Here is a 13924-nt window from a genome sequence, read left to right on the forward strand (position 1 = left end):
TGTTTTGCATAAGGAGAGCGCAATGGGCGCAGCGGAAAAACGCCAGGTTTTGGCACGAGTAAAATTAGAGGTCATCCCGATAGAAGTGGGTCTTGTTTTGGCGCGAAAGTGGCCAAAACGGATCGGCCTTTGGGTTTGGCAGGTTGTAAACGAAGTTTGGCATTATTTGTTTTATGCCAGTGTGGTTCGCAAGGTTGGGCCGGGGTCGGAGGACATTGTCATCCGAAATTCACCCGAAGAGTTGCGTCACAGATATTGAAATTTGGAGATTTAAAATGTTAACGCGAATTAAGAAAAGAACGAGGGCGAAGCTCTCTGAGGCCGAGCAGATTGAGCATTACACGGCTCAGCCGCAGGTGCTTCCTGAAGCTCTTAAAAAGCAGCTCAGTGAGTTAGTCGAGAACCAGGCTCTTTTAGCCTACGCCCTGATCGACTTGGATGAGAGTTTTCGATTGGCCGAGTCGTGGCTGGTGTTGACCAAAGATTGGCTGGTTTACGCCAAGCAAATCAAAGGGTCTGAGGCCTGGAGGTTTCGAAGAATTGAACGTCAGCAGATCGGTAGTTTAAGAGAGATTTGTGGGCTGAGCTGCAATCGCCTGGTGATTGGTGATAGCGATGATGAGGGAATTCTCCTCACCGTTCGCTACACCCATCGGCAGGGGCGACTGGTTGGGGTGATCAAGACTTTGCTGGAGTTCAGCTTGGAGGAAGAGAACAGATCGCAGATCTCCGAGGTGGGCAGGGGGAAGTCGGCAAAGAAAATCTATGCCGAGAATCTTCTTCATCCCGTCAGAGAGGCACAGGCTTCTGTCGCTGGGAACCAGATGGCGGTGGTATGGCGTCTTTTGGGTTATTTGAAACCCTATCGGAGACAGGTGATTTTTGGTTTGATCGGAGCCACTTTGATGACTTTGGTGGCCCTGGTGCCGGCGTTTCTGACTGGCCGCATGTTTGATCGGGTGATCAAGCCCTTTCAGGCGGGCCAGATGGACATGGAGACAGCCACTCATTTGGTGTGGCTGCTCATCGCTGGTTTGGCGGTGACCTTTGTCTTCCGGGAGATTTTCGCATGGGTGAGGCTGCGAACCATGTCGGTGCTTGGCGAGTATGTGGCCAAGGACTTGCGGGACGATGTCTATGCTCATCTGCATAAGCTGAGTCTGAGTTTTTTCTCCAGCCGACAGACGGGTAGTTTGATCAGTCGAGTGGGAAGCGACACAGACCGGATATGGGACTTCATCGCCTTTGGTGTGGTGGAGGTTTCGACTTCGGTGATGTTGCTGACCGGACTTGGTGTGGTGTTGATCTACCTGGATTGGCCTCTGGGGTTGATGGTGACCGCGCCCGTACCGATTATTCTTTATGCCATCATGAAGCATGGTGAGCATATGCAGAATCTTTTTTTGCGGGCGTGGAGAAAGTGGTCGGCTCTGACGGACTGTTTGTCTGACACCATCCCGGGAGTTCGGGTGGTGAAGGCCTTCAACCAGGAGAAGCATGAGACCAAGCGCTTCATGGATCGCAACAACAAGGTACTGGGCGAGTTTTCCCGCATCCACCATGTGTGGACTCGGTTCTGGCCAAAACTGATGCTGACGATTCATGCCATCCAGGTGGCGGTGTGGGTTTTTGGAGTGCCTCGGGTGCTCGCTCACATCAGTGATCTGAATGCAGGAGTGGCGGAGCCAGGTGGTCTAAGTCCAGGTGTTTTTGTCTCATTTGTTCTCTATATGACCATGTTCGTTCAGCCCATTGAGGTGATCGGACAGATGGCGAGAATGGTGAACAGGGCGACAAGCTCGGCACAGCGAGTATTTGAGGTTTTGGATACAGAGCCTCAGATTTTGGACCGTCACCGGGCGATGACGCCTGAGCGGATCGAAGGTGAAGTGGAGTTTCGCAATGTGGTGTTTTCTTACGATGGAGTCCGCAAGATTATCAAAGGGGTGAACTTCAAGGTGAAACCCGGCGAAATGATTGGTCTTGTGGGTTCCTCTGGAAGTGGCAAAACGACCTTGATCAACCTGTTGGCGCGCTTTTACGACCTGGATCAGGGGCAGATTCTCATCGACGGAGAAGATGTTCGTGACTTGGAAATCGGAGCTTACCGTCAGCAATTGGGAATGGTTTTGCAAGATCCTTATTTGTTTCATGGCTCGGTTTTGGAAAACATTCGCTATGCCCGACCGGACGCCAGTGAAGCTGAGGTGATTGAAGCCGCCCGAGTGGCCAATGCCCATGACTTTATCTGTCGCTTGCCACACGGTTACGACACGGTGGTGGGTGAAAGAGGTCACACGCTGTCCGGTGGAGAAAGGCAACGCGTCTCTATTGCACGAGCGGTGCTCAGAAATCCACGGATCTTGATCCTGGATGAAGCCACCAGTGCTGTGGACACGGAAACAGAGCGAAAGATTCAGGAGGCCTTGGACCGTTTGGTCAAGGGGCGAACCGTGATCGCTATTGCTCACCGACTTTCTACTTTGGCCAAGGCCGACAGGCTATTGGTGATGAAGGAGGGTCGAGTGGTGGAAGAAGGGACTCACGGCGAGTTGATGGCGATTGATTCCGGAGTCTACCGACACTTGGTTGACCTTCAACAGCAGCTCCATTTGGGTCAGTGTTCTTAGGAGGAAATGAATATGGAAGCTTTGCAATTAAATAGGGTGAAAACCATGAAGCAGGAAAATGAAGTGGATGAAAACCATCGACAGCTTCTGGTGATGGGTGATGAAGGCCAGCTGTCCCTCTGGAAGGAGGGACAGTATATCGCGGTGGAAATCCGCCGCTGCTTTCCCTGGTCTCAACCCACCCAGTGTTTGTCGATTCGAAATGGAGATGATGAGGAAATGATGTTTATTAAGGATGTAAAGAATCTTGAGAAGAAAAGCCAGGACGCAGTTCTTCAGGCGATGAGGGAGTCAGGATTTTTCTTTAAGATCACGAGAATTATTGAGGCCCGTGAGGAGTTTGAGTTGAGGCACTGGTTGGTGGAAACCGAGCAGGGTCAGCGCCGTTTTCAGACTCGTCTTGAGGATTGGCCCCGGGAGCTCCCCGGGGGTGATCTGCTGATTCGAGATGTCTATGGGGACATTTACCATGTCGGCGGCCTGAGGAGTCTGGATCAGCGCAGTCGAGAGCTGCTTTGGGCCTTTATCGAGTAATAATCTCCCGGGCGCCGGCGACCTTTTTGTGGTCGGCGCCCTTTTTTTGGGGTATGGTGGGGCCAATTAACAAAGGAAGACTTCCATGAAAATGACTCTTGGACTGTTGGTGCTTCTCGCTTCGCTGTCAGCTTATGCGGGCTCCAAAAAAGATGAGATGGCCAGCTTTAACAAGGTTAAGACCATCTATATCTCTCATATGCAGAAAAAGATGATGTCGATGAGCCAAACAACCACCTGTATGGCCCAGGCAGAGAGCTTTGATGCTCTTCGCGAGTGTGCAAAAAAAGGCAAGGCTGAGATTGCGGCGTTGGACAAGTCGGCTAAAGATGCCCACGATAAAGCCCAGAAGGTGAAAAAGTAATCTCGACGCCAGCAGCTTGTTCGCAGGATTCAGGTCTTTTGATTCCGTCTGCTATTTGCAGTGAGAATGTTTGGCCTTGTTGGATTTGAAGATCGCACAAAGGGCATCCGCAAAACGGGTGCCCTTTGGATTTGCGGATAGTTCTTTGGCCAGAGCATCCTTGATATGAGGGAAACACTTGTTTGCCAGTAAGGGAGCCAGTTTCGTGTCCGGGTCGGTATCCGAGCCACCGAAACCATTGACCACGGCCAGAGCCAGACGCTCTTCAGCGCAGTAGTCCTCTCGGGCGTCCTCTTGGAGGGCAATATCAAAAAAGGGCAGGGCGGCTCGGTGCCAGCGGTAGTAAGTGACCAGTTTTCCCACCTCAAAGCCCATTTCAGCCCGATATTTTGGATGGTATTCGATCATGCCCAGGGCTCGTGGGCGACAATCTTCCATGGGTTCTCGGGATTGGTAGCAGGCTTTGATTCGATGAATGAGAAGTTTATTGCGTAATTTCATCGCCCGATCAGAGCGCTTGAGAGTTTTGTACTTCTCAAATACGTCATTGGCTACTTCCCCGGCCTTCTGATGCTCCTGGCGTCGATCCAAGTCTCTCATGTATTCATACACGGAGTTTTCGAGTAGTCGTTGCCACTCGTCGTCTCGTTTAAGGGGATCAATGTCCTCCAAGTGGGTGATCACGTCTTCCCAGATTTCCTGTTCTTCTAGCTTTTGAATTTGTTCAATGGTGTAGACCTTTTTGAGTTGATTGACGTTGTCTTCGATTCGGTCCAACTTGGTGTTCATTTCCTTGGCTGTTTCCTCAAGGCGAAAAAGGGATTTCTGGAGATTGGCTAAAGCAGGCACGTGACTGGCAATCAGCCCCGTGTCGGAGGTGTCTGCCGACGCTTTGGAAATGGAAATACCTGTAAAGATAACGGCCGATGCGCCACAATAGATCAGCGCTTTGGGTATTATACTGGCTTCGACCTCTTCGCTTTTGGCCCGTTGGCGGAAGCTGAGCCAGTAGATGAGGAGAGCAAAGGTCGCAGCACCTGTGATCCAGCTCAAATAGTCGGAATAGTTTCCCAATGGGCTGGCAAAATCAGCCGCGGCGCCAACCGCACTGGCCAAGGGAGTGACACGTTTAAATGCAGTTCGACCTACACCTGATAGTTCGCCCAGGTTGAGCTTGGATCTGACAAATCGCGAGGGTCGTGCAAAAAGACTCACAACCTCCTTTCGGAATTTCGGCTCCCTTAATTGAGATTCGTGCTACTCTTTGAAACATGAGTGAGCCAAAATCCTGCCCCCAGTGCTTCACCATTCTGGAGGCAGATCACAGATCAGAAACCCTAACCACAGTCTGTACCAATTGCGGAACACGCTCCGTCAGTATCGCAATTTTGCAACGACATTTTGTTGCCCCCTCATGGAGGAGGATGTTCCAGCGAGGTCGACGCTTGGGGTGGTCCAAGAAGAAGTTGTGCGACAAGAAACCCTGTCGGATGCGAGCCTTTGGTCTGGCCACCGATGAGGGGATGGTTGAAGTTGATGTTTGTCACAGTTGCGAGCAGGTATGGTTTGATCATCAGGAATTGGAAAAGGTCTCGAAGTTTTTCGATGTGCCCTTCGCCCAAAATCTGCCGGGAGATGTAGCTGAAGAGTTGTCAAAGATCAGAATGGAAGCTGGCCAGGCGGTTCCCCAACACACGGTCTTTGATTTCTCCACTTCGGACTTTGGTTTTCAGGTAGGCTTTGAGCACATGAAAAAGCTCGGCCGAAAAGCAGGTTTGGCCTTTTTGGGGTTTCCCGTTGAACATCAGAACCGAGTTCGAGGGATACCGTATATAACTATATCGGTGTTTGTTCTCATATTAGCCTTCAGTCTCTCGGTCTTTCATTGGAACCAGGAATGGTTGCCACTTTTGGGATTCATTCCGGAAGCTCCTTGGAGGTGGGGCGGAATTACAGCTCTTACATCATTTTTTGTCCATGCGGACTATGGGCATTTAATTGGTAATCTCTATATGTTTGGGGTTTTTGGCGACAATGTAGAGGACAAACTGGGTTGGAGGTTCTTGTTTCTGCTGGTGCTCGGAACTCTTCTTGGAGTGGCTTTTCACCATCTGGCAACCGAGGCACCCGACGCCGTTTTGGTGGGGGCCAGTACGGGGATTTCGGCAATCGTCACATACTATGCTCTGTCCTTTCCCCGCCAGCAATTCAGCATGGTGTTCCTATTCTTTCTGTGGGTGCGCATTCCTGTCTTCTTTTATGTTCTCGTGTGGGTAGGTTTACAGTTCATCGGGACACTTATGGCCAAAGAGCAGCTGGTGGCCACGTCCTTTGCTGGCCATATTGGGGGAGCCTTGGCCGGTTTCATTTTCTGGATCTCAGAAAAGATGAGTCGAGGTAGGGTAGCTCGCTAGATATTGAACTCTATTTTTGGTCATCATTGTCCTTTTTTATCAAAACAATTTGCAGCGGGTCATCTTTGTCCTGTTTCTGAGTTTTTTTCTTTTCAGTGGCAAAATCGACCGTAATGGAAGATGCGATGTTCCTTTGCACCTGAAGCTCGCGATCAAGGAAGCTCATCATTTCGGCATCCTCTTTTTCCATCGTCTCCTCAAGTGACTTGGGTTTTTGACGATAGCCCATTTCACCATGCTGCAGGTCCTTTTTGATTTGAGGGGATAACCAGTCCGATAGTGGTTGAAGAATGGAATTGCCAGTTCCGTTGAACATGGCATAGGCGACCGCTGCGACAGCAATGGTTGAACTTAGGACTTTTAGCCACTTATTCTTCTTCATCAAATTTCCCCCTGAACCATCTTCGGTTCATTCAGGAGCAAGGGCTAGGCCAAAAACACCGACTATAAACAGGCGCTTTTCTCATCTTAGTCCGTCAATATTGTTAAGGATTGTCAGTCAGGTGGCACCTCTGGGGATGGCTCATTCTGAGGCAGTTAACGGTGGGTCTTTCCCGATGGACGAAGCAGGACGTGGTGGCTTCCCCCTTTGGAACTGAAAAGCTCCAAATGTTGATTGTAGCCCGGTTTCGTCAGTTGCAGCCGATAGGAGCGATCAGGAGAGATAGAAATCGTCGCAGGAGTCTGACGATAGAGCCTGCGGCCATCAAGAATGATGTCTGCCCCCGAGGGCATGGTTTCGATGGTCACCTCAATCCCCTTAGCTGGTTTGGCCCACTCTTTTATCTTGTCCATAGCGGCGTCAGACCTGTCGGTACTGGCAGGATTTCGCGATTCCTGTGAAAACCAAGAACTGACACTCTTGACCAGGCCTCTGGCAAAGGGCTTGGTGTAGGTGAGATACCCTGCGATAAGAGTGATTGTCGCCATCACCCCAATTAATTGCCAATTGATCTGTTTCGGAGGTGGCCCTTGAACAATGTTAATGTGACTGTAGAGGTGTTCATCGCGGTGTTTTTGCTGTGGAGGGTTTAGGTGGGTTGGAGGGACATCTGTTTGCCTGAGAGTAAAATCCTCCACCTTGCCCGTCATTATGGGACTCGGAGCGGGTTGGTTCTGAGCGGTGACCTTTCCGGTCGCATCTGCGTATTCGGCCATCAGGTTACTGTTCTCAATAATCTCGTCAGCAAAGGAAATCTGGATGGAGTCGCGAAACTTGCTGGGCAAGTACTCCGGGAAGTTCCGGTTAAAAAATAGGCGTAGCTCTGCTTCGGCCTCCTCGGCGCTGGAGTATCGGTCTTCTGGATTGTTGGCGAGCATTTTGTCTAATATGGGTTGAAGCTGTTCAGTCATGGGGACAAAAGGCGGAAGGGGTTTGGGCGGTTTGGTTCCCAAGAGGTAAGAGCGAATGATGGAGAAGTCATCTTTGTCGTAGTATCGCTGTCCGCTGAGCATTTCCCAAAGGATGATGCCCACTGAGTATATATCTGAGCGTCCGTCGACAGTGAGATCCTGGGCTCGTTCGGGAGAGATGTACTTCACCTTGCCGATGATAGAGTCTGACTGGGATGTGGTTGTCTCTTGTCCAACGACCTTGGCCACACCAAAATCGATGATTTTTAATTCACCTTCGAAGCTGACCAGTACATTTTGTGGACAAATGTCGCAATGAAGAACTGGGCTGGGCATTTTAGTAATGGGATCTACAAAGCGTTGGGCATAGGAGAGGCCGGACATGACGGAAATGGCAATATGGACGGCATCGGCGACACCAAGATCCATAAGACCTTCTAGGTGACGTTCAAAAACCTGCTTGAGAGTGATGCCGGGGATGTATTCCATGACCAGGTAGAGGGTTCCCTCGTGTTCACCCACTTCGTAGATCGAAGCAATATTGGAATGATTCAGCTTAATGGTAACCTCGGCTTCCCGACGGAAGAGCTTAGATCTCTTTTGATTGAGGTCGTACTCTTTGAGGAGCTTTTTGATGGCGACAAACTTGCCTATTCCACCGGCCCCGGGATTGCGGGCCAGATACACCTCACCCATGCCACCCTTGCCGATGGATTCGAGCAGGTAATATTTGTCGATGCGTTGGTCCTTCAACGGCCCTCCCAGCCTACAAAAACGCCCACTAATACATCGGTCTCTTTGCCTCTTGCGTTGACCTTCAAGGACTTAGGATTGAAAGTTCTGGACGGTCTAGGTGCCAGGTTCCGAAAATGCGTCTGGGTGCACCAACCTGAAGGATTTTTTCCTTCAGGTTGGTGCACCCAGACGCATTTTCGGAACCTGGCACCTAGACTGAACCCGGACCTCTGCCTAGATTACTTGCTCGGAATTGTCCGAAAGTACACATCAAAGATCTTGATCCGGCTGCCGTTACTCATATCCATGAGTGATCTTTGTCTTGAGGAATTCTTGAATTCGTCTTTTTCGTCAATGTTGGCATAGTTGAGATCAATGGACTCTACACCGACGTCGCCTAGGCGATGGAGTTTGTTGGCTGAGGGCGACCAGAATTGGAGTTCGCCAAAGCGGCTGTCGGCCCGATCGATGCGGTTGTCTCCATTGGCGTCAAAGGTGCGCAGGGCTTCAAAGCCGTTGCTGTAGGTCTTGCCACCAGTAAATTTGGTGTTGTCACCAAACATTTCGTGGACGTCTTCAATGACGCCATTGTTGTTCCTGTCGTGGACGAGAAACACCACCGAGTCCTGGGTGGGCCAGGAGATGCGATCAACCTTGCCGTCGCCGTTGATATCAAATTTGGTACCCGCGGTGGGAGGCGACAGGGTGATTGGGCCACCGTCGAGATTAGCCATCAAGGGCGAATGCCTCCGGTCGCAATTTTCCTTTTCTTCCGGGTCGATCTCACGATTTCCCGAGTAGATCAGCTCCGTGGTTCCAGTCCTCAAGTGAGCTGTCATGTTGTCATCAACACTGAGGCGGATGGCGTTTTTCAAAGAGCCAATGTTTCCCTTCTCCGCATCGGTGATATCGCTCAAATCGGGAGCGAGGCTGCTGCCTGGGACCTCGTTGGCGCGGAATTGAATGGCGTAGTCACCAGGTTTGCCAAGCATCTGGGCGATATTTCTTAAGTTGAAGGTCATCTCCTTGGTGTTAACGACTTGACTCCATATGTTCTTGCGGAAGACCTCTCCGTCAAGGTGAGTCGCCAGAGTTAGGCGATCATTGTGGCCCTCTTCATAAACCGTTATTGAGACTCCGTTGCCCTCCTGACGGACCAGATTGGTACCCACGGACTCGGTGATACGATCCGAACAGTCGTATCGAATTTCAATGGTCTTACAGGTGTTGGGATCGGTAGATTCAGTCTTGGTTTCCACATATTCAGGTGGTGGAGTCGGAGTGGGGGTGGTTCCCGGGTTGTCGCACATCTGTTTGGAAAAGAGAGCCTTGTCGGAAAACACATTGCCCTTGAGAGCCTGAAAACGACCACAGGACAAGATTGATAGAACAATTGCTCCAAGTAAACTCAAATTGAAAAGTGAAATGGACCGGATATAGTCCGCTCGCTGCAACCCCAGCATTTTGTCCTCCTTGACAAACCCTATGCGCGAACACGACCCATCCTGTCTATTTGCAATTCTGGTGCGGGCTAACTCAAATCTGTTGGGGAATGAGACATGGTGGCGGCTCAGTTTTTGGGCACTGTCTAGGATTAAAACACTTGGCCCAAAGGCTTAGAAATCCTTTCAGAGGCCAGGGGAGATGCCGATAGAGTAGGGTTAGATCCTGGTTAAGAAGCCAGCAAACCGTCTCAAATTTATAAGATTGAGCCTAGTGGTTGGGGAGAAGATTTTGTCTGTCGAGACCAAGCGCATTTTGATTGTCGATGACAGTGAGATATTTCGTCTTCTGCTCAAAAAGATTTTAAAGAAAAACCCTGAATTTGTAGTCATTGAAGCTGCATCTGGTGAGGAGTGTTTGCATGAAGTGGATGAGTATCGACCGGACATGATTCTTTTGGATTTCATGATGCCGACAATGACAGGGACAGAAGCTCTGCAGAAACTGCGTGGAAGCCACAATGCTATTGATCTGCCCATCATTATGGTGACTTCAAAGACCGAGCCCAAGGATATTGTGAAATGCCTTGAGCTTGGTGCCAATGACTACATCACTAAGCCTGTGAACCCTGAGGTGTTGCTCACGCGCATGAATACCCATTTAAGCCTCGGGAAGTTGTCCCGTGAAATGGCCCGTTTAAACGAGCTGGAAATTATGCAAACACTGGTGACGACTTACAATCATGAGGTCAATAATCCATTGGCCATTGCCACTAGTTGTCTGGAGTTTGTCAAGGCTCAGCATTCGTCGGAGGATTTAGATAAGCTAGAGGAATCTCTTTGGCGCATTTCTGAAATTGTTAAAAAGATCGAGAAAGCCACATTAGGTGGGCAGGTGCAGTACGAGGACTACTCGGAGAATTCCAAGACCCTCAAAGTCAAGTAACAGCAGACGCCTACTTGAGCATCCTCTTGTCCATCAAGGATTTCGTGTACAAAATAATGGCCAGCGAAATGCAGTAGCCGATAAAGGCTCCGACGGCCCCGGGTATTCCCACGACCATCAACCAATTCTTGAATATGGTTTGATAAACCACAGAGGCAATTGAAACAAGAAATCCCAAAAGCAGGAGTTTGAAGGCCTGTTGGCGCATGAGAAAAAGCATAACTGTCCCACCGATGTTGAGTAGGCCAATGACGACCGAGTAGAGAACATCAAACCAGGACTGAGACTCAAAGTAAGTCTTCGTCTGGTTGTCCAAGGGAATCAGGTTGAAATGAATAATGGCCAAAGACAAAAGGCTCCAGCCCGTGGAAACCATGACAAAAAAGAATATGATCCACACCAGGGCGGGTCGTTTGCCCGATCCTCCTTGGGGATTGCCTGAGTTGTCACCATGAAGATCACGGAATTGGTCCCCCATAGCCCTCTCTTTGTCATTGGTGTGGTCTGATTAGATCACGGCCTCTGATTGGTGTCTATCCACGTCGGCTATCTCCTAAAGTCATGACGGGGCGGATAATATTCCATTAAAGGTAACTTTTTGGATCGGAGCCCATATACTTTGGCAGGGAGGCGCTTATGTTGATTTTGTTTGGTATCGTCGTTGGACTGATCTTGGCCTACGCGAATGGAGCCAACGATAATTTCAAAGGGGTGGCTACGCTCTATGGCAGTAAGACCACCAGCTACCGGGGGGCTTTGGCGCTGGCGACCATTGCGACTTTGGCGGGCTCCATTCTGGCCCTCTTTATCGCCAAAAGCTTGCTGGTTACTTTTTCAGGAAAAGGAATCGTCCCAAATGAAGTTGCAAGCCTGAAGGAGTTCTCCCTGGCCGTTGGCCTTGGAGCCGGATTAACGGTGTTACTGGCCACTCGATTGGGATTTCCTATTTCGACGACCCACGCCCTCACGGGTGCAATGACTGGGGTGGGGCTGGTGGCGTCTTTTGGTCAAGTGAGTTTTACCACCCTGGGATCGAAGGTCATGCTTCCGCTTCTGATCAGTCCAGTCCTCGCCGTTGTTGGCACTATCTTGGTTTATCCCGCTCTCCGTCGATGGGCTAAAGGGACGGGGGTGAAGAGAGAGATTTGTTTGTGCGTCGGGAAAAAGGTGTTAGCCGTCGCCCCTGCGGGAATCAGTGGCGGGCGGGCGGAGGCCTACTTTGCCTCCCAGGTAACCACGTCAGCTCCACTGGCCCTAGAGGTCGGATTAGAACCCGAGTGTCGCGAGCGCTATGTCGGTCAGGTGTTTGGTTTTAATGCCGGCAATCTTCTAGATGGTCTTCACTACCTGAGTGCCGGTGCAGTCAGCTTTGCTCGTGGCCTCAATGACACTCCAAAAATTGCCGCCATCCTTTTGGTCGGTCAGGCCTTTTCCATGCAAGCCGCCATCCTTGCGGTCGGCGTCGCCATCGCGGTCGGCGGCCTTCTGAATGCGAGGCGAGTGGCGGAAACGATGTCAGAAAAAGTGACAGAAATGAATACCAGCCAGGGACTCGTGGCAAATCTTGTGACCAGTGGTCTGGTGATAGTTGCCTCAAAATTTGGGCTGCCAGTTTCAACCACCCATGTCTCTTGCAGTTCCTTGTTCGGCATCGGTCTGGCGACGGGCCAGGCTCATAAGGATACGATCAAGAGTATTCTTCTCGCCTGGGTCATCACTCTTCCTATCGCGGCGGTGGTGGGAGTGGCCATATATTTGGTCTTGCGACAGGTTTTGCCGGGGCTCATACTATAATCGGTCACCTGTTATGCTGAGATTTTGAAAGCGAGTAAAACGAACCGTGCTATTTGGATCGCGCTCCAGCTTCAGTTCGACTTGTGTGACCCCATTTCCCTTGCAATTGGGAAGGGGGTGCATTTGGATGCCTTTCCCCAAATCAAAGCGGGTGAATCCGGCATCTCCAGGTGGTTTTTGCCCAGCGGAGTAGCAACGAAAAGAGCTGATCAGGCCCACTGGTGTCGTAGCGAAGCCGACCTTTGGAGTCCAGTGATACTTAACTCCACCCAAGCCAACGAATCCCTTTTCAGCAAAGTCAAAAAGGATGTAGACCGGTCGGTCAAAGAGAGTCGCGCCGGTGAAATCATTGTACATATAGGCAGCCCCCTCGACCTCACCAAGGAGACTCACGGTTAGGCCTCGATCCAAGTCTGCGCTGTCGCGAATACAGGCTTTGTAGACCTTGGTAAACCAGGTGTTACCTCCCTCTTCACCAGGCCGCTTAAAGCTCAATACGGCGACACAGCCATTTCCCAAGTCTGAAGTGGGACCAAGTTGCTCGCCTACGTCGCGAAAGAGTCGAGACTTGGCTTGGGTGGAGACGATGGGGCTACACTTGGGATCAGAGCTAAAGCATTCTCTCTTGTAAACGGTAATGAGGCTTCGGCTTTGTGTTCCCAAAGTGCCGTCGGGTTCCAGCCGTGTTGAACGGTGGGAGTGAAACACCAGTTGATTGACCTTGTCGTATGAAACAAAGTTGTTGCCTGGATTGGTGTCAGGATAGTGGGCGCGAATGAGATTGCCAAACTCATCACTGGCCATGGAGTAGACACCATTATTGATTGTGCCATAGGACCCACCGGGAGGGTGAGATATGGAGGCAAAACTTCGGTTGATCGGCTCGAGAAGATTGACGTTGACAAAGGTTCCAGACGCATAAGGAGAGGGTGGCACATCTTGAGTGAGGTCAATGCCAAAGAATCTGGCACTCGTCCCACCAAAGAATCTTGGGGCACAAGTGCCCTGTTTCTTTGATCCGCAGGGATCAAGAGTGCCCGTGTACACCCCGGCTGTGCTGGCTCCAGGTACGGCCAGTCGATAGGAGCGGACCCTTTTGAAGTCCTGTCCGAGGCGGAGAAAGCGCGCCACGCGGAATGTGGGTGTCGCATTGAGCTCCATGTAGGCCAGGGCGATGAATTCGTAGGTCACACCATTGCGAATGACCCGATAGGAAAAGGGAGTGGCGCGCCCTCGCGGTTCATGGCCGGTCTCTTTAAAGATGCGCTTCACCTTTTTATCCTTAGTGGCCAAGAACATGTTGACCACACCGTTTGAGGTTTTCCCCATGAGCAGTCCCTCAGGAATCACGTAGGTTCTAATGCCCGAGCCTGCGCGGCCTTCTTCACCCTGCAATACAAGGTCAAACGAAGTGATCGGGTAGTTCCTCTCCAGATTGAGCTGTATTCGATGAAGTTTGACCACTCGGGTGTCGCTAGCCGGATCATGGGGCTTCATGGCCGAGACCCAAATCGCATCGGCCTCGTTGACGTTGAGACCTTCCGATTTTTGAATGGTGAGACTTTGGCTCCTGGAAGTGAGCTCCTTGATTTTGAGATTTTCAAAGGAGTCCTGGCAAGAGCACAAAAGGGCGATAGAGGTCCACAGGGTGACCCAACCCAGAATTACTGTTCTCATTTTACCCAACCCATCTGTGTAAATTGTTACACAAC

The 13924-nt window shown here is 50.7% G+C and carries 13 protein-coding genes; 7 read left to right on the forward strand and 6 right to left on the reverse strand.

From position 1 onward, the window contains the following. Window positions 1–22: 22 nt before the first annotated feature. The 4 genes from H6624_02725 to H6624_02740 all read left to right on the forward strand — a co-directional run bounded on the left by H6624_02725 (window position 23) and on the right by H6624_02740 (window position 3528). Entirely contained in the window at window positions 23–259 is a 237-nt protein-coding gene (locus tag H6624_02725) for a hypothetical protein (protein ID MCB9083226.1), read from the forward strand. Window positions 260–275: 16 nt separating this feature from the next. Then, the gene (locus H6624_02730) at window positions 276–2630 is read left to right on the forward strand and encodes an ABC transporter ATP-binding protein (protein ID MCB9083227.1); all 2355 of its coding nucleotides are present in this window, start codon (window positions 276–278) and stop codon (window positions 2628–2630) included. 12 nt (window positions 2631–2642) lie between these two features. Beyond that, window positions 2643–3164: a DUF1854 domain-containing protein gene (locus H6624_02735; protein ID MCB9083228.1), complete on the forward strand. Its 522-nt coding sequence runs from the start codon at window positions 2643–2645 to the stop codon at window positions 3162–3164. A gap of 85 nt (window positions 3165–3249) precedes the next feature. Then, window positions 3250–3528 carry a hypothetical protein gene (locus H6624_02740; GenBank protein ID MCB9083229.1) on the forward strand — a complete coding sequence of 93 codons (279 nt, stop codon included), beginning with the start codon at window positions 3250–3252 and terminating at the stop codon, window positions 3526–3528. 51 nt (window positions 3529–3579) lie between these two features. Here the strand turns inward: H6624_02740 and H6624_02745 are convergent, their stop codons facing one another. After that, window positions 3580–4743 (reverse strand): hypothetical protein, encoded by a 1164-nt coding sequence (locus H6624_02745; GenBank protein MCB9083230.1) that lies wholly within the window; start codon window positions 4741–4743, stop codon window positions 3580–3582. A 209-nt stretch (window positions 4744–4952) separates the two neighbouring features. On the opposite strand from H6624_02745, the gene H6624_02750 reads away from it, so the two are divergent. Next, window positions 4953–5942, forward strand: a complete 990-nt coding sequence (locus H6624_02750) for a rhomboid family intramembrane serine protease (protein MCB9083231.1) — start codon at window positions 4953–4955, stop codon at window positions 5940–5942. A gap of 10 nt (window positions 5943–5952) precedes the next feature. Here H6624_02750 and H6624_02755 read toward each other — a convergent pair whose 3' ends face one another. The 3 genes from H6624_02755 to H6624_02765 all read right to left on the reverse strand — a co-directional run bounded on the left by H6624_02755 (window position 5953) and on the right by H6624_02765 (window position 9493). After that, window positions 5953–6324 (reverse strand): hypothetical protein, encoded by a 372-nt coding sequence (locus H6624_02755; GenBank protein ID MCB9083232.1) that lies wholly within the window; start codon window positions 6322–6324, stop codon window positions 5953–5955. 155 nt (window positions 6325–6479) lie between these two features. Then, window positions 6480–8048: a serine/threonine protein kinase gene (locus H6624_02760; protein MCB9083233.1), complete on the reverse strand. Its 1569-nt coding sequence runs from the start codon at window positions 8046–8048 to the stop codon at window positions 6480–6482. Between the two features lie 221 nt (window positions 8049–8269). Continuing rightward, window positions 8270–9493 carry a hypothetical protein gene (locus tag H6624_02765; protein ID MCB9083234.1) on the reverse strand — a complete coding sequence of 408 codons (1224 nt, stop codon included), beginning with the start codon at window positions 9491–9493 and terminating at the stop codon, window positions 8270–8272. Window positions 9494–9764: 271 nt separating this feature from the next. Between H6624_02765 and H6624_02770 the strand changes: the two genes are divergently transcribed. Further along, a complete protein-coding gene (locus H6624_02770) occupies window positions 9765–10418 on the forward strand; it encodes a response regulator (GenBank protein MCB9083235.1) in 654 nt (217 codons plus the stop codon). A gap of 10 nt (window positions 10419–10428) precedes the next feature. Here H6624_02770 and H6624_02775 read toward each other — a convergent pair whose 3' ends face one another. Next, on the reverse strand, window positions 10429–10896 hold the full coding sequence (locus H6624_02775) for a hypothetical protein (protein ID MCB9083236.1): 468 nt from the start codon (window positions 10894–10896) through the stop codon (window positions 10429–10431). Between the two features lie 158 nt (window positions 10897–11054). Here H6624_02775 and H6624_02780 point away from each other — a divergent pair, with 158 nt between their 5' ends. Then, window positions 11055–12212 carry an inorganic phosphate transporter gene (locus tag H6624_02780; protein ID MCB9083237.1) on the forward strand — a complete coding sequence of 386 codons (1158 nt, stop codon included), beginning with the start codon at window positions 11055–11057 and terminating at the stop codon, window positions 12210–12212. On the opposite strand, the gene H6624_02785 is transcribed toward H6624_02780, so the two are convergent. Then, a complete protein-coding gene (locus tag H6624_02785; GenBank protein MCB9083238.1) occupies window positions 12207–13889 on the reverse strand; it encodes a hypothetical protein in 1683 nt (560 codons plus the stop codon). The two genes, H6624_02780 and H6624_02785, sit on opposite strands and share 6 nt — an antisense overlap. Between the last annotated feature and the right edge of the window lie 35 nt (window positions 13890–13924).

The sequence above is a fragment of the Pseudobdellovibrionaceae bacterium genome, from assembly GCA_020635075.1.
GTDB lineage: Bacteria > Bdellovibrionota > Bdellovibrionia > Bdellovibrionales > UBA1609 > JADZEO01.